Source organism: Acetobacterium sp. UBA5834 (assembly GCF_002435675.1).
GTDB lineage: Bacteria > Bacillota > Clostridia > Eubacteriales > Eubacteriaceae > Acetobacterium > Acetobacterium wieringae.
On sequence record NZ_DJGY01000029.1, the window covers coordinates 64,972 to 89,409 of the forward strand.

The following is a 24,438-nucleotide window of genomic DNA, read 5'->3' on the forward strand; positions in this document are numbered from 1 at the left end:
TCCTTGCTGGTATTTGTCGGCTCGGTTTTCCCTGACCTGCTTCTATCATAAGCTATGACCTAAGGTCAGAGTCAAGCGGGAAATAAAAAAAGTTTTCGTCAGTCTGAAAATATTTGCAAGCAGCTGGATTGATTTGTTCTGCTTTATTGATCTATTTACAGGTTTATGTCATAATAGAGAAGAGTTTATTGAGATTAAGAAAGTGACAAAAAAGAAGGAGATTAAAATGGGTAAGACAATAGCTGAAAAAATATTTGATGCACATCGGGTAGACGAGCCATTTCCAGATACACATGTGTTAAAACTGGACCGGGTTTTCTGTCATGAAATCACCACACCAATTGCCATCACCGATCTGATGGCCCGGGGGATGGATCGGGTTTTCGATCCCGAAAAGATTAAGGCCGTTATCGACCATGTCACCCCCGCCAAGGATTCCAAAACCGCCGAACAGGGCAAAATCCTCCGGGATTGGGCCCGGAGACATGACATAAAGGACTTTTTTGATGTGGGCAGAAACGGCGTCTGTCACGCCATCTTCCCGGAAAAAGGATTTGTCCGACCCGGCTACACCATCATCATGGGCGATTCACACACCTGTACCCATGGGGCCTTTGGGGCTTTTGCCGCCGGAATCGGTACCACCGATCTGGAAGTTGGGATTCTAAAAGGAGTTTGCGCCTTTCATTTTCCTAAAACCATTAAAATTGTTTTAACCGGGTCCCTGCAACCAGGCGTTTATGCCAAGGATCTGATCCTCTTTATCATTAAAGAGCTGACTGTGAACGGTGCAACCAATATGGTCATTGAATTTACCGGTCCCGTTGTCGATGCGATGTCGATGGAATCCCGGATGACTTTGTGCAATATGGCCATTGAAGCCGGTGGCACCTGCGGGATCTGCTATCCGGATATGACCACCGTCGATTATCTCTGGGACTTCATCCAGGACGAATTCGCTACCAAAGAAGACGCTCTGGCCGATTATTCTAAATGGGTTTCCGATGCGGATGCCGACTACGAACGGGTGCTTACTTACAATGTCTCACAACTGCAACCGATGGTTACCGTCGGTTACAAACCCGATCAGGTCAAAACCGTGGCCGAAGTGTCCGGCACCAAAGTTGATCAGATCTATATCGGTAGCTGCACCAACGGCCGGATTGAAGATTTGCGGATCGCCGCGGAAGTTCTCAAGGGCAAAAAAATCAGCGATACCGTCCGCGCCATTGTCAGCCCGGCGACCCCAGCCATTTATTCGCTGGCTTTAAAAGAAGGCATCATCGAAATCTTCCAGGATGCTGGTTTCTGTGTCACCAACCCGACCTGCGGCGCCTGTCTGGGGATGAGCAACGGGGTCCTGGCTGAAGGCGAAGTCTGTGCCTCCACCACCAACCGTAATTTCAACGGCCGGATGGGTAAGGGCGGCATGGTTCATTTGATGAGTCCGGCCTCGGCAGCAGCGGCAGCCATTAGCGGAACCATTGAAAATTCCGACTTATACAAAGCTTAGAAAAGGGGGAAGGACATGAAGACATTTAAAGGAAATGTATTATTTTTAGATCGTAGTGATATTAACACCGATGAGATCATCCCGGCCAAATATCTGACCGAAATTACCAAAGAGGCCTTAAAGCCCAATCTGCTGGAGGATCTGGTCTTGCCCGGCTTTTCCCGGGCTGATACCGAGGATAAGGCGGTCATTGTGACCCGGGAAAACTTTGGTTGCGGTTCGTCCCGTGAACATGCCCCCTGGGCCCTGGAAGTCAATGGCATCAACGTCGTGATTGCCGAAAGTTTTGCCCGGATTTTTAGACAGAACATGTATAATTGTGGGATGTTTGCCATTGAATTACCCAAAGCAACCATCGATGGACTCTTTAAAGACTATGCCGGGAAAGCCGTGACCATGGAAATTGATGTCGATGGCAGCCAAATTGTGATCCAGGCTGATGGCAAATCCGAAACCATTGATTTTGCCGTCGGCGAATTTGACAAAACCCTGGTCAAAGAAGGCGGCTGGGTTGGTTACGCTGATAAAAATTACTAAACTCGATTCAAATAACAAAGACATAAAGATCAGCACGTTAAAAAGACTGCATCCTTCGGTTTGCAGTCTTTTTTTGGATATGTGTCGAATATGATAGGGATCAGGGCAAACGTTAAAAGTGTGCACGCTTTTTTTCAATACAGATTTGGGCATAATCGCGATATTGCTGATAGAGGGTTTGAATGGACTGAGTGGGGGGCTGATTCAGCTCTCGTTGAAGCATTTCTAGTAGATCGTTATAATGCTTAATGAAACCGGCATAATCATCATCAAAAAGAAATACATTTAAAAGCAGCTCGTGATAGTCTTCATTGAGGTTGTCAAGCGCAATCAGCATGTCCAATATACGCCGGGTGGAGCGATAGTCCCGCCGCAAAAAATAATAGCGGGCAAGCATAAAGGTGTACTTTTCAAATTGCCGCCGATAAAAAGCTCTTTGGGCAGACGCCCAGCTGTAATCATTTTCGGACAGATAGTCGCCTTGATACAAAATTACGGCATATTCGATGTCTCGGGCAGATTTTTCATCGATTTCAGCATAGGGATTAACGGAAGTGTTTAGCAGTTTTCGTACTTCACTGAGATCGGAATAAAAGTGCTGAGAATCAAAAAAATAAAAGCCATTCGTCAGATTCAGGTTAAAACAAACATTGGTTTTTTTTAGATCAGTTTTAAGATTATAGATTGTCGTATGCAGGAGTTTGATCGCTTTCTCCATCGCTGCTTCCGGCCAGAGAGCTTCAAGGATTTCATCTCTCGAAATATACTGATTCTCTTTTTGCAACAAAAAAGCAAAAAGTTCTTCAGTCTTGCTGGTTCGCCATTTGATTGGGTTTTCGTGAGGTTTGGTGCAGACTCTGAATTTTCCAAAAAAGTAAACAAATAATTGAAACTCACCATTCTTTCCTGATGGCTCGACGTTCATAAGTTTATGCTGGGTTCGGATCGTTTTGATCAGATTTTTCTCATGAAGTTTACGTTGGGTAATATCCCGGGATACGCCAACAACTAAGACATGTTCAGTGGCAGTGTCTAATTCCAGCCGGGTGGATATTTCAATATACTTGATGGAGCCGTCTTTGCAATACTGCTCATAGTCGCCAAGATGGTATACAATCGAGTTGCTGCGATCACCGTCAATAAAACGTTGATAACGGCGCAAACTATCGTTTTTCAGTTTCTGTAGCGACCTAACGGTTAAACAATCTTCCAGTTTTTCCTTCATCGCCTCTTCGACAGTCAGACCCCGGAGCTGGAAAATGGACGGGCTGATATAGAGAAATTTTTGGGCACTGAGATCAAAAACCCAAATACACTCCATGAGCGTTTCAACCAGCAGCTCAAAATCGAGTTGTGAATCATTTACGATGTTTCTTTGCATGAATCTTAACCTCCACGGCACTACTAAACTGTATTGATTCTATTTTGTTGAGAAATTGTTGAGACTCCTCTAGTATAATTCTAACCATTGCGGTTTTCAAGGGTTAAATGCAATTAATTCCTAAATGTTTATTACTAGTCTTTGGTAAAATTGTCAGGATATAAATGCGATAAGCCGTTGTGGAGAACGAAACAGTAAAAAACAGCTAAAGATAAGTAAAGTTGGCTGACAAAAATGAGAGGAGTCGCATCAATGAAAACGGAAACGAATGATTTAACAGTCAAACAGAATGGAGGTGAGGGATTTCAAGTTAAAATGCACTTAAGCACCAAGCTTATTCTGCTGACGGTATTGACCCTGGCCGCCGCCATTCTGACTCTGGGGATTCTGGTTGTCAACAGTGGGGCCGCTATTATTGATCAGGAGACTGAATCAGACGCCTTGGAATATGTGGAGGAATCAGCCAGCCTGATTGGGGCAGAAATTATTGGTAATCTGGAGCGACTTAATGAGATTGCCCTGCGGGATCGCACCACCGGCATGGATTTCGGCACCCAGGCCGCTTCGATTTCTGCTGATGTGGAGCGATTGGGCTATCAGGACATGGCCGTGATTGGCACCAATGGCCATGGGAAATATGTGGTCAGTGGTGGCGAGTTTGATGTGCCTAATGAGATCTGGTATCAGCAAGCGTTAAAAGGCAATGCCTACGTATCGGACGTGGCTATCAGTCAGGTGACGAAGCAGCCAGCAATTTTTGAAGTGGTACCGATAAAAAAAGACAATCAGGTGGTTGGGGTACTGCTCGGCAGACGGGATGCCAACTTCTTAAGTGCGATCACCAATACTCTGGGCGATGGTAAAATCAAATACGGCTATGTGATCAGTGCCAACGGAGGAATGATGGCACATCCCAGCGAAGAGCTTGTACTGAGCCAAACCAATGTCTTTGACAACATCGAAAAAGACGGCCTCAACGGTTTTGGGGCCATGTTCAAAGCCCTGGGCTCAAATGAAGTTGCTGATTTTGAATATCAATATAATGGTGAAACCAAACTGGCATATGTAGCCCCCATCCCTGAAACAACCTGGACGTTGGTGATTACCGAATCCGAAACGGCAATGTTGGCACCGATTGTGCAACTGCGCAATACCATTATCATCTTTGCAATTGCAATTCTGGTTGCTGGTGCGATGATTTCATATATCATTTCAAAACGGATTGCCAAGCCGGTGATTATCGCCAATGCAATGATTAAGGATCTCGATGCTGGTCGCCTCAGCAAACGGGTTGAAGTGACTTCCAAAGACGAAGTCGGCGAAATGACTAATTCCCTGAATCATCTGGCTGATACCCTGGAATATGGCATTATTGGCTTAATGAAGAGAATTTCGAATGGTGATGTGTCATCAAATATTGAAGTCACAGATCCGACCAATGAAGTAACCCCAGTGTTAAAGCGGACAGTGGAAACAATCCGGGCCTTGATTGGTGAAGCCACCATGCTGTCAAATGCGGCGTTGGCCGGGCAGTGGGAAACCCGGGGTGATGCCAACGCTTTTGCTGGTGGATTTAAAGAGATTGTTCAGGGGGTCAATGCGACTCTGGATACCGTCGTTGATAAAATGGTCTGGTATGAGGCCATCATTGATTCGGTGCCATTCCCCTTACACGTCACTGATAATGACATGAAATGGGCCTTTATGAACAAGGCGTTTGAAACGCTGATGATTGAGGGCAATGTTATTACCGATCGGAAAGCAGCCGTGGGGATGGACTGCCACCATGCCGGGGCCAACATTTGTCAGACAGAAGGTTGCGGTATCCGTCGTCTGGTTGATCAGGGTATTGGGGAAACCTATTTTGAATGGTGCGGTAAGAATAATAAGCAGGATACTGCGTATCTTAAAAATGCCCAGGGCGAAAACGTTGGTTTTGTGGAAATCGTAACTGATCTGACCCCGATGATCCGGGTCAGCAATTATACCAGCAACGAGGTTGCCAGACTGGCTAACAACCTTACTTGTTTGTCGCAGGGGAATCTGGCTTTTGATCTGGAAATCGGTCAGGCGGATGAGTATACTTCGGATGTCAGCGCACAGTTTGCTGAAATTCGCAACAGTTTATCCGAGGTTAAAGATTCGGTTGACAATCTGATTGCCGATGCCACGATGCTGGCCCAGGCCGGGATTGAAGGCCAACTCGATACCCGGGCTGATGCCAGTCGTCATCAGGGTGACTTTGCTAAAATTGTGGACGGTGTCAATGCGACTCTGGACGCTGTGGTCGCACCGGTACAGGAAGCTTCGGCAACCCTTAAAGAACTGGCCCAGGGGAATCTTAACACCGGAATGGTGGGGAATTACAACGGTGATTATACCCAGATCAAAGAGGATATGAATCAGACCGTCGCATTCCTGAAACGCTATGTGGATGAAATTGCATATACCTTAAAAGAAGTCGGTTCGGGCAATCTGGATCTGGAAATTACCGACGACTATCTGGGCGACTTCCAGGCCATTAAATCAGCCCTTAATGGAATCACCACAACACTGAGCCAGACCATGTCCGATATTAATGAGGCAGCGGGTCAGGTGGAAGCCGGGGCCATTCAGATTTCGGATGGCGGACAGGCTCTCTCTCAAGGAACCACCGAACAGGCCAGTTCGATTCAGGAACTGACCGCATCGATTGAGGAAGTCGCCAGCGAAACCAAGCGCAATGCCCAAAATGCCAACAATGCCAATGAACTGGCCACGGAGGTGAAAACCAATGCCGAGGTGGGCAACACCCAAATGGCCGAAATGGTTGCGGCAATGGTGGAAATCAATGAGGCGTCCAGCAATATTTCAAAAATCATCAAGGTGATTGATGACATTGCCTTCCAGACTAATATCCTGGCGCTAAACGCCGCAGTCGAAGCGGCCCGGGCGGGACAACATGGCAAGGGCTTTGCAGTGGTTGCTGAAGAAGTACGAACCCTGGCAGCACGGAGTGCCGAAGCCGCCAAGGAAACCACTGCTTTGATTGAGGGGTCTATCACCAAAACAGAAGCTGGTTCAAAAATAGCCGGACAAACCGCCGACAGCTTAAAAGAAATCCTCAATCAAATTGAGAAGGTAACGGGTCTGGTGGGGGATATTGCCCGGGCCTCCAATGATCAGGCCTCAGAAATTGCCCAGATCAATCAGGGGATTGAACAGGTTTCCCAGGTAGTTCAGACCAACTCTGCCACTGCCGAACAAAGTGCTGCTGCCAGTGAGGAACTATCCGGGCAGGCAGAAATCCTTAAGCAGATGGTCGGTGCTTTCCGTCTCAAAGGGAAGCGCTCGGAAAGCAGTATAAGAAATCCAATGCAACCGGAATCAAAGCCGGTAAGTTTTGAAACACCACAGATTGACATCTTCCTGAATGAGGCAGAGATGGATAAGTATTAATATAAGCAAAAACAAAGCAACCTCGGTGCAATTGCATCCAGGTTGCTTTTATCGTTGGCAGATTAATTCATTTAGAATGGCCAGTACCGCTTCCGGTTCCTCAAAAATAGGGCTGTGGGCCGAGTCTTCAAAAAGATAGAAATGCTTTTCCGGGGCCTGCAATTCTTCCAGATAGACCTCAGACAGAAATCGGTTGACGGTATAATCGTAGGCGCCGGAAAAAAACAGCACCGGGATGTCCAGCCGGGTGACGATGTCGCTGAGGTTGGCTTGCCGGAATTCTTCATTGACGATTGATTGTTGACTAAAAGCTTTGCCCTGCCAGATATGTAACTTTTCTTTTATCATATATTCCTGGTGTTTCATCACTGCCAGAAAAATGCCGGAGATCACCGAATACATCGTGTGGGTGGTGCCGATGCCCGCTTCGTGCATGACCCGATCCCGCAGCTTTTCGTATGCGGCAGTGCCATAGGGGGCTTTTTTCAGTTGGGCCAGGGTTTTTTGGTCATCTACATAAAAGTCCAGCAGCCATTCATAAGCCAGTTCTTCCGACAGGGCCAGATTGACCGACTGGGCCACCCCGATATAGGCATGAAAGAGCTCCGGGGCCTGGGCCGCCGCCTGAATCCCGATATAGCTGCCAAAGGAATGGGCCATCAGATAGATTTTATCCTGGCGAAAGCGCTGGCGCAGATAGTGGGTTACCGAAAGGGTGTCTGCTACCAGTTGCTCGGTGGTCATCGTGGCTGGGGGGATCTGAGTGTTGAAGGACAGACCGGCGCCCCGCTGATCCCACCACACTACCGTAAACAATTCTTCCAGCCGGGCAGGATAGGTGTGATTCAGCCAATACTCCGGCATCCCCGGGCCGCCATGGACAAAGAGAAGCACTGGTTTTCGTAAGTCCCGGGATTTGATGATCATCCCCATTTCGATGCCGTTAATGGGCACCCAGGATTTTTCCGACAAACTGCCGGGCAGCACTCGACCACTGGCATCGGTGAAAGGGATCATTTTACCGGAACCAAAAACCATCAACAGGGTGCTGACAAGACTGACAAAAGCCAGTATCAGAATAAAAAATAGCGCCAATCGTTGTTCCTCCTTCCTAATCGCTTTAGTGGCTGTGAATGTGCCGTGTGTTTTTTGCATCCAGTTTTGCAAGCGCCGATATCGTTTTGGTTGCCTTGCACCTTGCGCCTTTTGATAGACAGGCTATTTTGATTATAGCCAAACAATTTGATGACGTCAAGCGGGAAGCCGGTATTCTAGCAATGCGACAACGGCGGTTATCAAAAAAATAACTGAGGCTGATTCTGCATCCTGATGCAGCTTCAGCCTCAGCTTTGTTTTCCGATTGTCATAATTTTAACTCCCTTCCGGTGCTCGCAACAATTTTTGTTCAGGGGACATAGCTACAGAGATAACCATTGATATAGATGGCATTGTCACCCAATGGGTTACAGTCAATGTAAATCAGGTCGCCGCCGGTATAGATGGTACCGATGGTGCCGTTGGTGCCGGTTGTAACCGTTGATGAATAGTAATCATAATAATAGTCACTGCCGCCGTCAGTTACCAGGAGCATGCCATTGCTGAACTGGTAATAGAGGGTAAAACCACTGCCATCGGTCCACTGCCAGGTGCCGCTGATGTTATTTTCAAATTGCTGCCATTCAGACATTGCCGGATCGACGGTTGCCGGTGGTGTGGTGGTGGTCGGCTGAGTCGTGGCCTGTTGCGGAATGGTGATGGTGTAGGTACCAGTTTTAATACCACTTTGATTGCCATACTTGTCAATGGCAATACTCTTCAGGGTGGTGGTCGCATTGAGCACAATGGCGCTGTCATAACGACTGGATTTGTCAGTGGGATCGGTTCCGTCAATGGTAAAGTAGACAACAATATCCTCACCAGCGGGTTTGTTAATCGTGACCTGCTGCGATGAGGTATAACTGCCTTCGTTTAAGGAATAGGTAGGCAGATCGATGGTGGTCTTTTTTTCTCCGGTTAATCCCTGACTGGTGTTGGGCGGATTGACGCTATCCTTGAGCGCAAACCATAAAAATGAGGCGCCGCCGATTAAGACAATCACCCCCAGCAGCACGGACAGAATGATAATCACCGTCTTCTGTGATCCGCTCGATGATGGTTTCGGCGGCCCGGACAGTGGGGCTGAAACAATCTGAGCCGGTTGAATAGGATCTTGAGGAACCAGCATGTTCGGCTCCGTTGATTCGGTATTAAAACCGCAGTTCCCGCAGAATGGTTCGCCAGGTTCCAGCGTTGCTCCGCACTTTGGACAAAATTCTGAATCCTTCATGAATTTCACCTCCCTTCCACAGTGTGAAGGCTTTGGCGGTCGTCTATATAAACTTAATACCCGAACAGCCGGGAAAATATCATTATCTTATGTGACCATTTTAAAGAAACTAGCAGTGAAAAATTATTGAGGAACGAGTAATTGTTCTAGAAAAAATGATCACAGCAACCACTACAGATCATTTTGTAAATCTTAGAAGCTTAATGGTAAAATAAATAAAAGCGTTATCAATGGGAAACGTATTTATAAAAGACGTCTTAACTATTTCTGTTATGTTAGTGCTTATTCCAACCCAAAAAAGAGCTTAAGCCGATTCTGCCATTTTACCTGCAAAACCGGCTTAGCTCACAATCTCAGTCGTCATCCGTTTGGACTCCTTCTTTTGATTTTATCAAAAACCTTCTTTTTCACTTTTCAGTGTAAATATTACACACTTATTAGGGGATATCCTTCTATCGAAAGATTTCGCTTTCTATAGTTGGAAGAATCTGTTTTTTAAGTAGATCTTTCTCCCGGCTAGCCTATCAACTTATTTCATCATGGTCAAATTTTCATCTTCAACCTCGGGTCGGTACATTGATATTATTGCCAGTGTCGTAAATTTTCAAGTGATTGACACAAATGATTCGTAACACCTGTTACTGAAAATGATTGAGTTGATCTTTGATATGCTCTTATTATATCACCATTCTTCCAGAAGTAAATAGATAAACTGTAAACGTTTGTATAAAAATCGTATACGCTTATATACAATTATAAACGTTTGGCGATGATCTTTGGCATCCATCAAAGAAAGGGTCGATCATAACGATTTTCAAAACAACCATTTCTCTTAAGAATCCAGTTCCAACCAACCTGATTGAGTCGGCTGACCAGGCGGGATTCCAATAACCGTACCTGAAATTTTGATAAATAAACGGGATTACCCAGCTTTTTGACGAGGAGCGGATCGAAGCTCCCGGTTTTTTCATACGCGACACCCAGCGCTTTAAGCTGTTTAAACAGTCTGCCAAAGAAAAAATGCGGCAGGATCGAACAGGCCGCCGCATCGCCCTTGATGACGGTGCCGAGGTAGGTATAATTCAAGCGGTGGGCCAAAGCGGACAGATAGTTTTCCAGATAGCGGGCGGTGGCACTTTCAATAAAACCTGCCTGGACAATAAAACCGATTTTTTGATGATGGCTGGATTGGGGTTTCAGTTCTTCAAAAAGCTTCATCACCAGCCCGGGCATGGCATGAATATACAGTGGCATCACCAGCAGAATGGTGTCATACTCTTTCATCGCCAGCGCCAAGGTTGTCGGGTTTTCCCGGAGCAGGTAGCGAACCGGCAGTGGTGTGGTCAAACCTGATTGAAAATGGTCAATAAATAATTGGGTATTCCCGTGATCGGCCCGGGGGGAGCCGTTTAGCATCAGAGTTTTCATGATCGCACCCCGGGTGTTTCCCCAGTCAGGTGGATAGTTTTGCTGTGAAACTGGTAGAAGGTTCGCTGCAGATAATCTTCGAAGATTTGTTTTTCTGCCGTATTAAAAAAAGTATCCTGATAATAAATTTCGATATCCGGATACCGCTCATAGCGGGGGTCGTGCATCGATTCACCCGAACCATAATTGGTATAGGGCAGAAACAGGGGAATCATCCGGTCAAACAAAGTTTTTAGATTGGCGCTGATAAAACCCTGGGACACAGTGAGATAAAAAGTGACCTTTTCAGCGGTGATATAATGATGATAAAAGCAATCCAGATCATGATGGATACAGCGCCCTGGAGTTTTCCACCAGCAGGTCCAACAGCCACAGCAGCCTTTTATCTGGTGCGTGTTCAAATCCAGTAAATACGAATCCGGCAGCATAACAGTATTATATTCTCGGACAATCATGGTTTTCATTTTTGACTCCTTAGTAATGATATGTCTCGAGTATAAAGCCGGGGGCAGCCCCCAGGTCAATCATTATTTTTGAAATTATTCTGTTCGATTATTTTGATCAATTGGCGCCCAGGCTTCCACGAAGGCCTGTTCCAGATTGTCGTGAAAGAGAATCAGGCGGACATGCAGATAAACGCAGCCCTTTAGCTGGAGCTGGTTTTCTGCCGCCCATTGATAAGCGGCCAGTCGGGTTTTGTCTATGACCTGATTGGCCGCATCGCTGTAACGGCCGCTTTCAACCACAATGTGGAGACAGGGACCGTCATCGAGATAGTCTTTGCCGCTTTCCCGAGCGGTAGCCGGTACGACGAGATGCATCTGGGTTTCCTGATACTGGGTGGTATCAAAGGTGACACAGCGGATCATATTGGTCAGCAGATCCTCATCGGCCAGATTAAGATGAGCAAGAACCTTTTCCTGATATTCATCAAAGGCGGAGATCGCCGAAAAGGAACTGATAATCTCGTACAGTGGAAAGTTCCGGATGGAAAACTGATTCAGGTGGTGCGGCAGTGACTGACAAAAGGCCTGGGTGTCAGCTAATTTTAGCAGCATCTGTTGCTGTTTTTTAATCGCCAGCTCAATGGCCGCCTGCTTTTCAATCAGATTCTCTGTTATGCCGGAGAGCTGATCCTGGTCAATCAGCTGATTGATTTCCGCCAGGGCGAAACCTCTTTTTTTATAAAATTCAATAATCAGCAACTTATAAATTTCATCAAAACCATACTGGCGATAGTTGTTACTCTGGTCATGTCCCGGTTTGATCAACCCCATGGCCTCATAATGCCGTAAGGTATCCCGGGTAAAACCAAGGTAACGGAACAGTTCGCCGGTTAGAAAGGTATTGCTCTGGTTATTACGGTCAAAGTCGTCGATATGTTTTTGTGAGTCGTTTGTCATGGCCTTGCTCCTTGCCTTTATTAAACCAGATGATGGCTGTCAAGAAAATCCTCAACCACGGCATTAAAAACCACCGGATTATCGACATTGGCATTATGGCCAGCCCCGGGAATGATTTTTAGGGGATAACCGGTTTTGGCCGCCCAGGCCCAATTGTATTGGGGTACCTTGCCGAAGCGGTCATATTCACCCAGGGTCAGCAGCACCGGGAAATCAAAGGCCGTATCGCAGTTTTCCCGGAGAAAGCTGGTATAGGCGGTTCCCATGATCCGGCAGAGTTCTGCCTTGCCATAGGGAGCCAGCATTGCCATCATGTTGTCAAAGCCCCGTTTGGTATGGGTGGCCCCTTTAGCAATGGCTGACACCAGTTTGTCATGAGGATAACAGCGGGACAGCCATTCCACCTGCCGGATCCAGAAGCGGTCTGACCGGGAATAGTAGGAAGGGCCAAAGGGAGAGGTATCGACTCCCACAAAAGCCAGCACCTTGTCCGGAAAATCCAGGGCATACTGCTGACAGGCATAGCCTCCCAGTGACTGACCGATCAGAACCGCCGCCGGAATCTTTTCCTGATTCAAAATAGCATCCAGATCGGCAGCGGCATGGTGAAATGAAAAATCCGTATAGGGACGGGAAGCCCCATGGAGGGGTAGATCCCAGCTGATGACGGTGTAATGCTTTCTGAAATAAGCCACCTGGTGATCAAACATCCGATGATTGGCAGTAAGCCCATGGGTAAAGACCAGACAAATTGCCTGGGGATCCTGATGCCGGGCGATCCAGTAGGAAACGGTGCCCCGGGGGGAGGTGATTGTTTTTTCCAGCACGACGACGACCTTCTTTCGCAGATTTTCCCATTCTTGGTGGAATGGGTCTTTTTTAAAGTGTACCGATAAAAAGGAGGTTCGTCAATGGCAGAATTGTAAAGGATGGCTGAAAGAACCTGATTTACATAGCCATTTTTCATTAAACGGCGTATAATGATAGGTAAACGAAAAGAGGCTAAGCAATGCATTTATAAGATGTTTTCAACTAATACAGTCAGGATTACGATGCCAATCACCGCATCTCCTTTAATCAAACCGCCCCGCTCAATGACCAGATGGCCTGGCTCCTTGCAGAAGGTTTTTCCAAAGCTGATTGTATTTTCAAATATCTAAACTTTGCGGTCTTTTTTGCCGTAAAATAAAGCTTATAAGAAGAGGTCATTTCAGTCGCCTCAAAAACGGTTATAGCTCAGCTCATGCCAGTAGTCTACTGGTTATGGGCGTCACGTGCGGCAAAGACCTCTTTGGCAACGGCAACGGCGTTTAAAACTTTTGGAAATCCGGTGTAGGGGATACATTGAATAAAGGCTTCAATAATTTTCTCTGGTAAAAGCCCGACATTCAAAGCGCCATTGATATGAACATCCAATTGCGGTTCGCAGCCACCGGCGGTCAATAGGCTGGTGATGGTGATTAGTTCCCGTTCCTGAAGGGAGAGACCTTCCCGGGGGTAGATATCGCCAAAAGCAAATTCAATAATGTAGTTGCCCAAGTCAGGGGCGATTGTTTTCAGTGATTCGATCACCTTTTCGCCGCCAACCCCATCAATTTTTTTTAACTGTGCGACACCAATTTGATAACGTGTTTGATCCATTTGTGATTACCTCCAAATTTTTTATAATCCCAGTATAGTGCTTAGACTATGGTCTAAGTCAACCCATATTTTGAAAGGTTTTATGATGATTATTAGCGAAATGGCCCAACTGACTCAGATCAGTGAATATACCCTGAGATACTATGAAAAGAAGGAATTGATTGCCGTTTCCCGTGATGCCCGGGGGCGACGTAACTACGACGAAAACGATATTGAATGGATTCGTTTCATTCAGCGATTCAAAGAGACCGGGATGCCGCTGCGGAATATTAAAAAATACGCCGATTTGAGAGCCGAAGGCGATCAGACCGTCCACGAACGACTGGAAATGCTAGAAGCCCATCGCACATATGTAGTCGCGGAACAGCAGAAATGGGCCCAAAATCTTTGTAACCTTGATGCCAAAATCGAGTTTTATCGAAAAAAAGATTAAAACCGGATCAAGTCGTGTTGCCTTGAGGAAAATTATCTGTGTTCGGAAAAAGAAAGTTTGGATAAAAAATTAACTTTATCAGACTAAAAGATTAAGGAGCGTTTAGCATGTCATTATTTTCCCAAAGAATTGAAGAATTGATTGTTGATAGTGGTGAAACGATACAATCCCTGGCGGAGATCGGCAAGATCGACCGGACAACCCTGCAGCGGGTAAAATCTGGCGACCGCCTGCCTTCTAAAAAGATTTTTAGTGGCCTGTGCAAAGCGTTACGGATGTCGACAGCCGAAGAAGAGGAACTGAAAAATGTCCTGGAAATGGAAATCATTGGCCAACGAAACTATTATAACCGGAAAGCCATCGTCGGCCTGATCGAAACGATTGCTGAACTAACCGAACATACCATTCCCTTTTCTAAAGAAATCGGTTTAAAAAATGGTGCAGTTGTAAAAAGTTCGTTAATCGATGGCATGGAGATTGTGAGTGGACATGCCAATGTACTACGACTGGTGGAAAGCGCCATTGACTGCGAAATTTTTGCCAGTTCGACGCCACAAATCCGGCAGGTCATTCCCTATGACTGGGATGCCGTCTATGATTACATTTTTCAGCAAATGATGGGCTCCGAAAAAAAACTTGTAGTACAGGATATCGTCAGTTTTCCTCAGAATTGCAGTGAAGCGGATGCCGATCAAAGTCTGCTGGCCTTTAAAAAACTGGCGGCGCTTTCGCTGCTTGACAATGTCGATTACCAATCCCGTTTCTATTATCGACCATCCGACTGGCATCCAGTTGATGGTGGGATGTTCCCGTATTATCTGCTAACCTCAAATCGATTGATCACCCTGTCAAAGGATCTCGCCACCGCAGTTGTATACCAGGATGCGGGGCTTTATCAGGTCTATGATGGATATTTTTCAGAACTTTTAGACAATAGTGCTCCGTTTATTCATGGCAGTCGGGATCTTTTTGAGATTTACGCCCTGGAGGATGCCCTTCCCACCAAACTTGTGATGCAACCGATCCCCTGTTTTTCCCGTTATTTCACCGATGAGATGATCGAAAAACAGCTAAACCGGGAGTTCCCATATTTTGAGGCCCTGCTTGCGACAGTAATTCCTTTTTATGATAAATTCCGGGCCGATAATAAGGGGATGGTGGATGTTTTTTCCCTGAAATATTTGCGGCAATTCATGGAGGATGGCTACATCTATCTGCCTGAAGAGATGGTTCACCCTTTTGCGCCTGCAGAACGGCTGCAGCTGATTAAACAACTGCATGCTGATTTGGTTGCCAGTGAAAGAAAATGCTATGCCATCAACGAGGATCGGTTGTTTATGAATTCGGCAGTGGAATTTTCCAATGAAGACCCGACGCTCCGGCTGATTCTTCATTATCAACGGGGTAACGAAACCATCTTCAAACATCTGGCAATTAACGAAGTCAACATCATCAATGCCTTTGAAGAGTTCTTTAACAGCCTGCCCACCAGCGATTATGTTCTTGGCAGAGAGGAAACCATTGCCGGGATCGAGTCCATAATCAGGGAATATAGCAGCGATGAAAGTTGATGAAGTGAAACATAAAAAAACTGCTTGACAGGGTCAGTTAGGCAGAACACATACTTGTGAATGAAAGTGAGGGAAAATGGAAGCAGATGAAAACTACCAATTTAATGCCAAGGTCTACGATATATTAGATCGGACTTACTTTAGAAAGGCGGCCTCCAGTCCCCGCAATGCCGTCATTTCCGTATTAGGAGAAGAACCATTAAAAGTTCTGGACATGTGTACCGGCACCGGGACTAATGCCTTTGCCATTGCCGGGGCCAGAAGAAATGCCAAAGTGATCGGGATTGATCTTTCGACTGCGATGCTTAAAAAAGCCGTAGCAAAATGGGAGCAAGCAGAGATATCCAACGTCAAGCTACTTCAGATGGATGCGGCCAACCTGCAATTTTCAAACGAGGAATTTGATGTGGTGCTGATATCGCTGGTGCTGCACGAGTTAAGCCTGGCTCTGGCGGGCAAGCTGCTTGGGGAGGCCAGAAGAGTCTTGAAAAATACCGGAAAACTGATTGTCGTGGAATGGGAGGAACCAGTCAGCCTGGTTCAACGGATTTTGTTTTATCTCGTTAAAAAAACGGAACCCGCAGGCTTTGAGGATTTTCTTAAAACTGAGATGGATCAGTATCTTTTTCGCTTTGGTTTTGAAATGACACAAACAATTCATTGTGATTACAGTAAGGTAATGGTATTGAGCAAGAATGAGCACATTTAAAATAAAACTTAGCTCTAAAATCATAATTAGAAGGAGAGTCCAGCGATGATAATTAAAAATAAAAGTCAAACGGATTGGGAGCAGATCCTGGCTACCCGCCATGACAATGGCGCCGATTTCTGGGCAACCCCGGACGGCCGCCTGGGGATTGAAAAACCGATCAGTACCCTGACCGCACTGATGATCATCAGTGAACTTAACGTGCCTCGGGATCATGAAGCCCTGCAAGGGGCGGTGGAGCTGGTTCTGAAAGCCATAAGAGCCGACGGTCGGGTGCGGATTGCCCCCAAAGGTGCAATCTATCCCTGTCATACCGCCCATGGGGTGGCCGGTCTGTGTCGCAATGGTTACGCCAGTCATCCCCGGGTTCAGGACGCACTGAATTATCTGCTTGCTGACCGCTACGATGACGGTGGCTGGCGCTGCAACAAATTTATCTATGGTCATGGCCCCGAAACTGATGCGTCAAATCCCAATGTGACTCTGCTGGCCTTGGATGCTTTTCGTCTGGCCGGTTTTCATGCGGGAGCGGCTCGCATCGTTGATCTTGACCGGGCAGTTGAAACCCTGCTGGATCACTGGACTGTGAAGATGCCGGTGGGGCCCTGTCACTATGGTATTGGCAAATTATTTATGCAGGTGGAATATCCGTTTTTGCGCTACAACCTGTTTTATTATGTCTATGTGTTGTCTTTTTACGAAAAAGCCCGGCAAGACAAACGCTTTAGCGAAGCCTTGGTAGCGTTACAGCAGAAGCTGGATAGTCAGGGCCGGATGATTGTTGAGCGTCCCAATCGCAAACTCAGTGGGCTTACGATCTGCCCAAAAGGCAAACCCTCAGCCGCCGCCTCGGCGCGGTATCAAGAGATTATGAAAAATATGGAGTTGGACTAAAATGAATTACATTGAAACTGAAAATCTGAAATTAAGGCCGTTAACCATGGCTGATGCTGGCGACGTTTTTGCTTATTCAAAAAGCCCGAATGTTGGCCCGCGGGCTGGCTGGAAGCCGCATGATACTATCGAAGAAACAAAGGAGATCATGAAGACGATCTTTGTCGGCCAGGAAAATATCTGGGGAATTGAAAAAGACTACCAGATTATCGGCTCAATCGGATTAATCGAGGACCCTCATCGTCAGAATGACCAGGCCCGGATGCTCGGCTACGCGCTCAGTGAGGATTTCTGGGGGCAGGGCATCATGACCGAAGCGGCCAGAGCCGTGCTGGCCTATGGCTTTGATACCCTGGGTCTGGGTCTGATCTCAGTGGTGCATTATCCGGAAAACTTCGGATCCCAGCGGGTGATTGAAAAATGTGGTTTTCATTATGAAGGAACAATCCGGCAGGCGGACAAGATCTACACCGGTGAAATCCTGGATGTAAAAGCTTATTCGATCACCAGAGCAGAATTCCGGTAACGCCAGTGCTACGGTAACGCCAGTGCTGACAATTTATCGACGAACGAAAACCCTTTACCAATTATAAGCAAATGGTAAAGGGTTTATTTATATGCTTAGGTGTTTTGTCCAGTCGAGATTCGGGATCGTTTTGATCTTAGTATAAAGATGGTTTATCCCAAAGATTCAGATTAACCCCGATATTATGCTTACGGGCATAGTCATAAACCTCTTTACCCCAGGCGACATCTTCCACCGGCATCCCACCGACCGAGTAGAGGATAATCTGGTCGTCGCTTTCCCGGCCGGGCACCTTGCCGTTTAAGATGGCTCCTAAATCGTGGATATCGGTTTTGGCCAGTTTGCCATCATGGATCATGTCCATAAATTTGGAACCGAGGATATAAACGATATTATAGGTCGGGTAGGGATATTCTTCGGCCCAGGCTTCATATAGGGAAATGTTGTCAACCACCAGCTTGGTTTTATCGCTTTGGATAAATTCATCGGTAAAATCAGCCGCTCCAGGCAGACAGAACAGGGCACCGGGCTTAATCCACTCGGCATCTACAAAAGGATAGGCCGAAGGACCAGCACCCATTGGAGTTGAGGTGGCAAAGCTAAGAATATCAGATCCCCGAACACATTCTTCCAGGGTTTCGCAAACTATAATTTCGGTAAACTGCGGGCATTTTTCCTTAACGAATTCAATACAACGGTCGATGGAGGCCTGGCCCCGGCCTTTTATTTTAAGGGTCGTCAGACTTGGTCGTAGGGCGGCAAAGGTTTCGATGGCAGTGGAGTTGATGACACCAGGACCGATAATTGCCAGCACTTTGGCATCTTTTAGGGCCAGATTTTTGACACCGACGCCAGGAACGGCCGCAGTCCGGTAAGCACTGAGGAGATTGGCAGACATCAAGGCCAGTGGTGCGCTGGTATCCTTGTCGTTTAACATCATCATCAAAATCGAACGGGGCAGATTTTTATGGCGGTTTTCCACATTGGAACCGTACCATTTCATCCCGGCGACGTCAAACTTGCCGCCGACATAGGCTGGCATCGCCATAAAGCGACGGTCTGGGCCGTTCTTTGGCATATTGGGGAATTCGGGTTCTTCTGGGAAGGTAATCATACAACCGTGGGAGTTGCCATTGTCACCACCCATCCGGTAGTCACCCATATCGAGCAGCTTTAACAACTCTTCCATACAGTCAGTACAGGCCACAACATTGTTGACCCCCGCCTTAATCATATCGGCTTCATTTAAATACAAAAAATCAATTCCTGGTAATGTCATAATATAAACCTCCAAATAATTTTTATTTTTATGTTCTTGAATAAACAGGATGAATAAAGTTTTATTGTTTCAAATTCGGATAGCAGTGCCTTTTGTCAGGGATTTACGGTAATTTCCGGGAGAGATTCCCGTGAATTGTTTAAATTCCTTAAGCAGGTGGGACTGATCAAAATAACCCATGTCTGCGGCGATGGTTGAAATATGCTGATCTTTCCCCAGCGCCAGCAATACATTCTGAAAACGGATAATTTTTGAGAAGGTTTTTGGCGGCAAGCCAATCTCCTTATTAAAAAGCTGGTTGATATAACGGGGCGTATAGCCGACTTTTTGGCTTAATTCATTGACATTGATAATTCCGACGACTTTGGTGATCTCATCGACCATGCGATAACTGAAAGGACGAACGCCCGGGCTGTAATAGTTCTGATAATCGGGAATATAGGCAGCCAGAAACAACTCAATCTGTTCTTTAAAATCGTTGCTGCAGGTGATGCCTTCCATCATGGCCTGATCCTCGCAGATTTCCGGGAGTGGCACAGAGCTCTCAGTCAGGCTGCCAATCGGATAGCCCTTAGGTAAAAACGCTTTGCCAGGCAGAAAACGGATGCCAAAAATAGTATCGTTGAGATGAAAAACCGAAGCATATTCAATCGAGTGCATTTTTAAAACGGCGCCGTAGCAGGTTGCATCCAGATGATCCTGGCCGCAGCGGAAGACAATGTCGACGGTGCCATCAGGAACGATGGTGGCGGTTTCTAACATTTCCTGGGTAACCTGGAAGCGATAAAAGTGGGAGATGCCATAAGCCCGGTAGTCAAAGTACTCATAACCCTGGGCGTGCTTGACCATCAAGGGTTGTTTTGGGATGATGATACTTTCCTTTTCTTGTGGGGATGATGCATAAGAGCCATACCGTTGCAATAGATCAATCATAGCTAAAACCGCAAGCATACGCTTTCCTTTCTGAACAAAATGGATAATTGGCACGAACCGGCATAAAAAAACAAGGACGCCGAAATTTCGATTTCGACATCCTTGTCTGAGTAGTTGTTGGTTCACTGCTTATTATGTATACAATATACCATAGTTCGAAAGAAAAGAATAGTAAAAATCGGCACTAAATTACATTTGCAATCATAGTTAAGAAAATTCTAATTTTCGTATTGAGCCTAGTCCAGGCTTATTGTTTGGGTTGAAAGCGGTCGTATCGGAGGGCTGACAAATCGATAGTGGAGTGACCGTCAGCAATCATTTCGGCGACGTTGTAGCCCACCGCCGGAGCAATCCCAAAGCCGTGGCCAGAAAAAGCGCAGGCGATATACAAACCGGGCACTTCTGCCACCGGGCTGATCACAGGAACATGGTCGGCACAGTCATCCAGCCAGCCAGCCCAGGCCCGGACGATTTTGGCATCGGCAAGTGCAGGGAAGTATTTAATAATCCCCCGGCAGGTACAGGAGGCGCCGATGCTACTGGAAATGGGGCTGCCATTGTCTTTGTTGAGGTGTTCAAAACCAGAGGATCCACCAAAAACAAAGGAACCATGCTTGGACTGATGGCCGTAAAAATCGGCATCAGCTGTCCCCAGCATTTGCAGAAACATCGGCGGTTCGGCTTCGGTAACCAGACATTCCATTTTAAGCGGCATCATTGGCACATCGATGCCGACAGTCGCTAATATTTTGCGGCTGTCAAAACCGGCCGCCACCAGCACCTTGTCGGCTTCATAGATGGCATCCGGGGTGACAACCTGACGGATCACACCCTTAATTTTTCGCAGTTCGAAACAGGGTGCTTCGGTAATAAAGCGGACGCCCAATTCCCGGGCTTTTTTATAGTAACCGAGGGTTGCTGTCAGCGGATTGGCATGGCCGTCGGTGGGACACCAGCTGGCACAGGTAACTTCGTCGGAAAGGTAGGGATTAATGGCCCGAATTTCATCGCCGTTGATCATCCGGACATCCAACCCGCAGGCTACGGCCTTATCCGTTAAGCCCTGAAGAATTTTTTGATGGGCCTCCGTTTTCCCCAGTCGCAGATTACCTTTTTGGGTGTATTCCACATCCACACCCAGTTCTTCGGACAGTCCCGGCCAGAGGTTTTTAATCCCCCACATCGCCAGCGGCAGTTCCCGGGTATCCCGGCCGGACTGGCGGACACCGCCACCATTTCGGGACGAACCACCAATGCCAATATCCTTGCTGGCTTCAAGAACCGTCACCGACAGGCCTTTTTTAGCCAGGTAGTAGGCGGTGGCATTACCGATGATACCGGCGCCAATAATAATCACGTCAGTATGTTTAGACATGGGTCACCTCTTCATTTCCTAATACTTTCATTTCCACCGGTCGCATGGGTGATCGGCTGGTGGCCGGATCCAATTGATCGGGGATGACGCAAAGCTCCCGGGCAATCAGGTTTTTAACCAGCTTACCGCAGGTTTGGCCCTGACAAAGCCCCATCCCAGCCCGCAGGTAACGCCGGATTTCATTAACGGTAAACATTCCGTCGTGAATCGCCTGCCGAATTTCGCCTTTGGTGATTTCTTCGCAGCGGCAGATGATGATGGTGTCGTCAGCCTGGGAAACGAAGGAACCGATATTTTGTGAACGATCATTAATAGATTTCATAGTCGTTTCTCCTTTTCTTATTGTCCGGCCGCATGGGTTGCGGGTTTAAAAAACCGGGCGGTCATGGCTTGCGCTACCGGTACCTTGATGGTGACCAGGGTGGTGTGGTCAAAGGCCTTGGCACTGCGAACATCGATGATTTCGGCGGTACCCAGTGGTTGACCGCTGCGGCTCAGGGCTGTTCCCAGTTGGCCCTTTTGGGGCAGGGGTAAAAATTCATAGGGTAGGGTTATGCTGGCGTAGCCCGGAGCGTAGTCTTCATCAACCAGAAAGATGGCCTGACCGGAACAGGAAGCGATACACAGACCACAGCCGGTGCAGATGCTGTTCGCATCAATTCGGGGCAGGGCGGTGATTGTTTTACCAATTTTTATGCAACCCTTGGTACAGGCATCCTGACAGGGATTGCAGGGAATGTTCTGAGTACATTCGATCACCGGACGGATACCGGATTTTTTATCAGTTTGATCAGATCGATGAAAAAAGCGCTCAAGATCAGTATCATCAAGATAGCCTTTTTTAAGCAGACTCTGAGAAACCGCAATCCCTTCGTCGGTTTTGGCAAAGGTTTGGCCTTTGCTGCCGGGGGCGAACATGCCCTGGTGCAGGCTATCGAGGGCGATTTCCAGGTCAGCCAGACGCTTATCTTTATCCTGCTCACTGAGAAAGCCCAGATAAGCTGCGGCTGCCAGACCGGACATCCGGCCACCAATCATGGCTGAGCTGGCTTCTTCGATGCCAGAAACATCCCCAGCAGCAAAGAGACCGGGAATTGAGGTTTCGCCATTTTCAGAAACCAAGGGTACCTGACCGCCGCGCTGGGGATCATCAACCATATTGCAACCAGCCATTTTAAGTAGCTGCGACATTGGCGAGAGACCGACGGCCAGACAGATGGTATCCACATCAAAGTGTTTCTCGGTGCCGGGGATCGGAGTGAACGCTTCATCAACCTCGGCAATCGTCACGCCTGTGACGCAATCAGTCCCATCAGCTTTAGTAATGGTATGAGATAGATAAAAAGGCACCCCACAGCGGGCGATTTTGGCGGCGTGAACGCCATAGCCGCCTATCCTGGGAGCAGCATCCACCAGGGCGACGACTTCACAGCCAGCCTGCATCAGCTGGAAGCTGACCACCAGACCGACATTGCCGCTACCCAGCATCAGTACCCGTTGACCGGGCTTGATGCCGTAAAGATTCATCATCGTCTGGGCGGCTCCGGCACCAATCACCCCAGGTAGGGTCCAGCCATCAAAGGTGACCATGTTTTCCGCTGCCCCAGTAGCGATAATGATGGTATCGGCCTTGAAGTGCGTCATTGCTTCACCGATTTGAACCAGCACTTCTTTGTCCAGATAAATGCCTGCGACGGTGGCATTGAGAAATACTTCAACCCCGGATTCATCAGCCTCGGCGAGTAGTGTTTCACCAATTTTGTAACCGCGAATCTTGGCCTGGTGTTCTTTTGAACCGAAAAATTTATGGATTTGCTTAAATAATTGTCCGCCGGGTTTGGCATTTTCATCAAAAACGGCAACCTTCATGCCGCATCGGGCGGCTTCAATAGCCGCTGAGAGTCCGGCAGGACCGGCTCCCACGACGATTAAATCATAACGTTTCATCGCTTACCTCCAGTGCTGTGACCCCATCCTGGGTCTGAATCTGCATCCCGGAAACTAATGGGGTAATACAGGTGCGGATATTGGGCACACCATCAACGATCATGACACAGTCGGTGCAGCGGCCAATGGCACAAAAAATCCCCCGGGGCTCATGATTTTTCTGGGTGTAGCGGTGAGTCATCACGCCGGCGGCTTTCAGGGCGACGGCAATGGGTTCACCAGCATAACCTTCCATCGGCTTGCCATCCATATAAAAGGACACCAGCTGGCCTTTTTCAGGTTCGCCAAGAATGGGATGTTCGTTGATCCGGTTCATCACTCACACCCACCTTCATCGGAAATGATAATCGCCGTCATTTCAATCTCACATAGTTGGGTGGGGCGGTTGAGCTCCGTTGTTCCCACTGCGGTAAAAAGCGGCCGATACTCTTTAAAAAACTCCGAATAAGCCCGGCCAATTTCACCGCAATCGGACATCCGGGTAGCATAACACATGACTTTGACCACATCAGCTGGGGTTGCGCCAGCCTGTTCTAAGAGTTTAACGTGTTTTTCAAAAATGTATTTGGCCTGTGCATAGGGATCGCCTTCGCCGTAAACACTGCCGTCCGGCTGAACCGAGGTGGTGCCACCGATCATAATCAGATTGCCGATTTTTACCATCCGTGAATAGCCGACTTTTTCTTCTAAAGGTGCTCCTGATGAATAATTAATTCGTGACATGGTATTACTTCCTTTCGCAATGAATTCAAATAGATTTTTTGTCTTGCCTTCAAAAAATGACAAAGACGCCGAAGATTTTTTTCGACGTCTTTGTCTCGATTTTTCTGTGGTTTTTCTAGGTTGAACATAATATATCACAGCAAAACAAACAGAAATAGTAACAATCGGAACAATTTACAGCGATTTTCAGGGAAATAATTTGCAGTTCATTGGTGGTCTGTCGTCTGGCTCTGGCAAAAAGTTTAGTTGCCTTTTTATTTGATCTGTTATAGAATAAGTTCAATAAAATAATAACCGACATTAGATGAGTGCGATGAAGCCGTTAACGCGGCTTTGTTGCGCTCATTTTTGTCTTTTTTGAAAGGAACTGGAAGAAATAAA

General features: G+C 47.1%; 23 protein-coding genes. 8 read left to right on the top strand and 15 right to left on the bottom strand.

All coding sequences use genetic code 11. The features are described 5' to 3' along the window. Nucleotides 1-226: 226 nt before the first annotated feature. Both B3F51_RS06125 and B3F51_RS06130 read left to right on the top strand, forming a co-directional pair. Entirely contained in the window at nt 227-1,513 is a 1,287-nt protein-coding gene (locus B3F51_RS06125; RefSeq protein WP_286946068.1) for a 3-isopropylmalate dehydratase large subunit, read from the top strand. Nucleotides 1,514-1,528: 15 nt separating this feature from the next. Further along, nucleotides 1,529-2,050, top strand: coding sequence for a 3-isopropylmalate dehydratase small subunit (locus B3F51_RS06130; protein WP_070372157.1), 522 nt, complete (start codon nt 1,529-1,531; stop codon nt 2,048-2,050). 112 nt (nt 2,051-2,162) lie between these two features. Here B3F51_RS06130 and B3F51_RS06135 read toward each other — a convergent pair whose 3' ends face one another. Continuing rightward, nucleotides 2,163-3,431: a PAS domain S-box protein gene (locus tag B3F51_RS06135; RefSeq protein ID WP_286946070.1), complete on the bottom strand. Its 1,269-nt coding sequence runs from the start codon at nt 3,429-3,431 to the stop codon at nt 2,163-2,165. 252 nt (nt 3,432-3,683) lie between these two features. Between B3F51_RS06135 and B3F51_RS06140 the strand changes: the two genes are divergently transcribed. Next, a complete protein-coding gene (locus tag B3F51_RS06140; RefSeq protein WP_286946072.1) occupies nt 3,684-6,869 on the top strand; it encodes a methyl-accepting chemotaxis protein in 3,186 nt (1,061 codons plus the stop codon). 48 nt (nt 6,870-6,917) lie between these two features. Here B3F51_RS06140 and B3F51_RS06145 read toward each other — a convergent pair whose 3' ends face one another. The 7 genes from B3F51_RS06145 to B3F51_RS06175 form a co-directional block, all read right to left on the bottom strand. Continuing rightward, nucleotides 6,918-7,964, bottom strand: coding sequence for an alpha/beta fold hydrolase (locus B3F51_RS06145; RefSeq protein WP_286946073.1), 1,047 nt, complete (start codon nt 7,962-7,964; stop codon nt 6,918-6,920). Between the two features lie 310 nt (nt 7,965-8,274). After that, nucleotides 8,275-9,195, bottom strand: a complete 921-nt coding sequence (locus B3F51_RS06150; protein WP_286946074.1) for a chitobiase/beta-hexosaminidase C-terminal domain-containing protein — start codon at nt 9,193-9,195, stop codon at nt 8,275-8,277. Nucleotides 9,196-9,981: 786 nt separating this feature from the next. Beyond that, entirely contained in the window at nt 9,982-10,623 is a 642-nt protein-coding gene (locus B3F51_RS06155) for an NAD(P)H-dependent oxidoreductase (protein ID WP_070372147.1), read from the bottom strand. Further along, nucleotides 10,620-11,087, bottom strand: a complete 468-nt coding sequence (locus tag B3F51_RS06160; RefSeq protein WP_070372146.1) for a hypothetical protein — start codon at nt 11,085-11,087, stop codon at nt 10,620-10,622. The genes B3F51_RS06155 and B3F51_RS06160 overlap by 4 nt, the downstream gene beginning before the upstream one ends. 75 nt (nt 11,088-11,162) lie before the next feature. Then, entirely contained in the window at nt 11,163-12,026 is an 864-nt protein-coding gene (locus B3F51_RS06165; protein WP_070372145.1) for a MerR family transcriptional regulator, read from the bottom strand. A gap of 20 nt (nt 12,027-12,046) precedes the next feature. Then, nucleotides 12,047-12,853: an alpha/beta fold hydrolase gene (locus B3F51_RS06170; RefSeq protein WP_286946076.1), complete on the bottom strand. Its 807-nt coding sequence runs from the start codon at nt 12,851-12,853 to the stop codon at nt 12,047-12,049. A 427-nt stretch (nt 12,854-13,280) separates the two neighbouring features. Further along, nucleotides 13,281-13,667, bottom strand: coding sequence for a carboxymuconolactone decarboxylase family protein (locus B3F51_RS06175; RefSeq protein ID WP_286808600.1), 387 nt, complete (start codon nt 13,665-13,667; stop codon nt 13,281-13,283). Nucleotides 13,668-13,749: 82 nt separating this feature from the next. Between B3F51_RS06175 and B3F51_RS06180 the strand changes: the two genes are divergently transcribed. The 5 genes from B3F51_RS06180 (at nt 13,750) to B3F51_RS06200 (ending at nt 17,800) form a co-directional block, all read left to right on the top strand. After that, on the top strand, nt 13,750-14,100 hold the full coding sequence (locus tag B3F51_RS06180) for a MerR family transcriptional regulator (RefSeq protein WP_349680190.1): 351 nt from the start codon (nt 13,750-13,752) through the stop codon (nt 14,098-14,100). A 107-nt stretch (nt 14,101-14,207) separates the two neighbouring features. Beyond that, nucleotides 14,208-15,671 carry a helix-turn-helix domain-containing protein gene (locus B3F51_RS06185; RefSeq protein ID WP_286946078.1) on the top strand — a complete coding sequence of 488 codons (1,464 nt, stop codon included), beginning with the start codon at nt 14,208-14,210 and terminating at the stop codon, nt 15,669-15,671. A 76-nt stretch (nt 15,672-15,747) separates the two neighbouring features. Continuing rightward, nucleotides 15,748-16,380, top strand: a complete 633-nt coding sequence (locus B3F51_RS06190) for a class I SAM-dependent methyltransferase (RefSeq protein ID WP_286946080.1) — start codon at nt 15,748-15,750, stop codon at nt 16,378-16,380. Between the two features lie 45 nt (nt 16,381-16,425). After that, nucleotides 16,426-17,274 carry a prenyltransferase gene (locus B3F51_RS06195; protein ID WP_286946082.1) on the top strand — a complete coding sequence of 283 codons (849 nt, stop codon included), beginning with the start codon at nt 16,426-16,428 and terminating at the stop codon, nt 17,272-17,274. A gap of 1 nt (nt 17,275) precedes the next feature. Continuing rightward, nucleotides 17,276-17,800 (top strand): GNAT family N-acetyltransferase, encoded by a 525-nt coding sequence (locus B3F51_RS06200; protein ID WP_286946084.1) that lies wholly within the window; start codon nt 17,276-17,278, stop codon nt 17,798-17,800. Nucleotides 17,801-17,936: 136 nt separating this feature from the next. On the opposite strand, the gene B3F51_RS06205 is transcribed toward B3F51_RS06200, so the two are convergent. The 7 genes from B3F51_RS06205 to B3F51_RS06235 all read right to left on the bottom strand — a co-directional run bounded on the left by B3F51_RS06205 (nt 17,937) and on the right by B3F51_RS06235 (nt 24,057). Beyond that, complete coding sequence (locus B3F51_RS06205; protein ID WP_148637799.1) at nt 17,937-19,079, bottom strand: tyramine oxidase subunit B; 1,143 nt, start codon at nt 19,077-19,079, stop codon at nt 17,937-17,939. 69 nt (nt 19,080-19,148) lie between these two features. Beyond that, nucleotides 19,149-20,030 carry a helix-turn-helix domain-containing protein gene (locus B3F51_RS06210; RefSeq protein ID WP_228878766.1) on the bottom strand — a complete coding sequence of 294 codons (882 nt, stop codon included), beginning with the start codon at nt 20,028-20,030 and terminating at the stop codon, nt 19,149-19,151. 229 nt (nt 20,031-20,259) lie between these two features. Next, complete coding sequence (locus tag B3F51_RS06215) at nt 20,260-21,387, bottom strand: NAD(P)/FAD-dependent oxidoreductase (RefSeq protein ID WP_228878762.1); 1,128 nt, start codon at nt 21,385-21,387, stop codon at nt 20,260-20,262. Then, nucleotides 21,380-21,709 (bottom strand): (2Fe-2S)-binding protein, encoded by a 330-nt coding sequence (locus B3F51_RS06220; protein ID WP_070372136.1) that lies wholly within the window; start codon nt 21,707-21,709, stop codon nt 21,380-21,382. Before B3F51_RS06220 ends, B3F51_RS06215 begins: the two co-directional genes overlap by 8 nt. A 17-nt stretch (nt 21,710-21,726) precedes the next feature. Next, the gene (locus tag B3F51_RS06225) at nt 21,727-23,334 is read right to left on the bottom strand and encodes an FAD-dependent oxidoreductase (protein ID WP_286946089.1); all 1,608 of its coding nucleotides are present in this window, start codon (nt 23,332-23,334) and stop codon (nt 21,727-21,729) included. Then, nucleotides 23,321-23,650: a (2Fe-2S)-binding protein gene (locus tag B3F51_RS06230; RefSeq protein WP_070372134.1), complete on the bottom strand. Its 330-nt coding sequence runs from the start codon at nt 23,648-23,650 to the stop codon at nt 23,321-23,323. Before B3F51_RS06230 ends, B3F51_RS06225 begins: the two co-directional genes overlap by 14 nt. Further along, nucleotides 23,650-24,057, bottom strand: a complete 408-nt coding sequence (locus B3F51_RS06235; protein WP_286946092.1) for a Rid family hydrolase — start codon at nt 24,055-24,057, stop codon at nt 23,650-23,652. The genes B3F51_RS06230 and B3F51_RS06235 overlap by 1 nt, the downstream gene beginning before the upstream one ends. Between the last annotated feature and the right edge of the window lie 381 nt (nt 24,058-24,438).

Bases quoted from the DNA above. Each gene is read 5' to 3' on its own strand.
- B3F51_RS06185 (WP_286946078.1), top strand. From the start codon at position 14,208: ATGTCATTATTTTCCCAAAGAATTGAAGAATTGATTGTTGATAGTGGT.
- B3F51_RS06135 (WP_286946070.1), bottom strand. From the start codon at position 3,431: ATGCAAAGAAACATCGTAAATGATTCACAACTCGATTTTGAGCTGCTG.
- B3F51_RS06210 (WP_228878766.1), bottom strand. From the start codon at position 20,030: ATGCTTGCGGTTTTAGCTATGATTGATCTATTGCAACGGTATGGCTCT.
- B3F51_RS06150 (WP_286946074.1), bottom strand. From the start codon at position 9,195: ATGAAGGATTCAGAATTTTGTCCAAAGTGCGGAGCAACGCTGGAACCT.
- B3F51_RS06195 (WP_286946082.1), top strand. From the start codon at position 16,426: ATGATAATTAAAAATAAAAGTCAAACGGATTGGGAGCAGATCCTGGCT.
- B3F51_RS06160 (WP_070372146.1), bottom strand. From the start codon at position 11,087: ATGAAAACCATGATTGTCCGAGAATATAATACTGTTATGCTGCCGGAT.
- B3F51_RS06140 (WP_286946072.1), top strand. From the start codon at position 3,684: ATGAAAACGGAAACGAATGATTTAACAGTCAAACAGAATGGAGGTGAG.
- B3F51_RS06155 (WP_070372147.1), bottom strand. From the start codon at position 10,623: ATGAAAACTCTGATGCTAAACGGCTCCCCCCGGGCCGATCACGGGAAT.
- B3F51_RS06200 (WP_286946084.1), top strand. From the start codon at position 17,276: ATGAATTACATTGAAACTGAAAATCTGAAATTAAGGCCGTTAACCATG.
- B3F51_RS06230 (WP_070372134.1), bottom strand. From the start codon at position 23,650: ATGAACCGGATCAACGAACATCCCATTCTTGGCGAACCTGAAAAAGGC.
- B3F51_RS06180 (WP_349680190.1), top strand. From the start codon at position 13,750: ATGATGATTATTAGCGAAATGGCCCAACTGACTCAGATCAGTGAATAT.
- B3F51_RS06225 (WP_286946089.1), bottom strand. From the start codon at position 23,334: ATGAAACGTTATGATTTAATCGTCGTGGGAGCCGGTCCTGCCGGACTC.
- B3F51_RS06205 (WP_148637799.1), bottom strand. From the start codon at position 19,079: ATGACATTACCAGGAATTGATTTTTTGTATTTAAATGAAGCCGATATG.
- B3F51_RS06190 (WP_286946080.1), top strand. From the start codon at position 15,748: ATGGAAGCAGATGAAAACTACCAATTTAATGCCAAGGTCTACGATATA.
- B3F51_RS06175 (WP_286808600.1), bottom strand. From the start codon at position 13,667: ATGGATCAAACACGTTATCAAATTGGTGTCGCACAGTTAAAAAAAATT.
- B3F51_RS06130 (WP_070372157.1), top strand. From the start codon at position 1,529: ATGAAGACATTTAAAGGAAATGTATTATTTTTAGATCGTAGTGATATT.
- B3F51_RS06165 (WP_070372145.1), bottom strand. From the start codon at position 12,026: ATGACAAACGACTCACAAAAACATATCGACGACTTTGACCGTAATAAC.
- B3F51_RS06220 (WP_070372136.1), bottom strand. From the start codon at position 21,709: ATGAAATCTATTAATGATCGTTCACAAAATATCGGTTCCTTCGTTTCC.
- B3F51_RS06215 (WP_228878762.1), bottom strand. From the start codon at position 21,387: ATGTCTAAACATACTGACGTGATTATTATTGGCGCCGGTATCATCGGT.
- B3F51_RS06235 (WP_286946092.1), bottom strand. From the start codon at position 24,057: ATGTCACGAATTAATTATTCATCAGGAGCACCTTTAGAAGAAAAAGTC.
- B3F51_RS06125 (WP_286946068.1), top strand. From the start codon at position 227: ATGGGTAAGACAATAGCTGAAAAAATATTTGATGCACATCGGGTAGAC.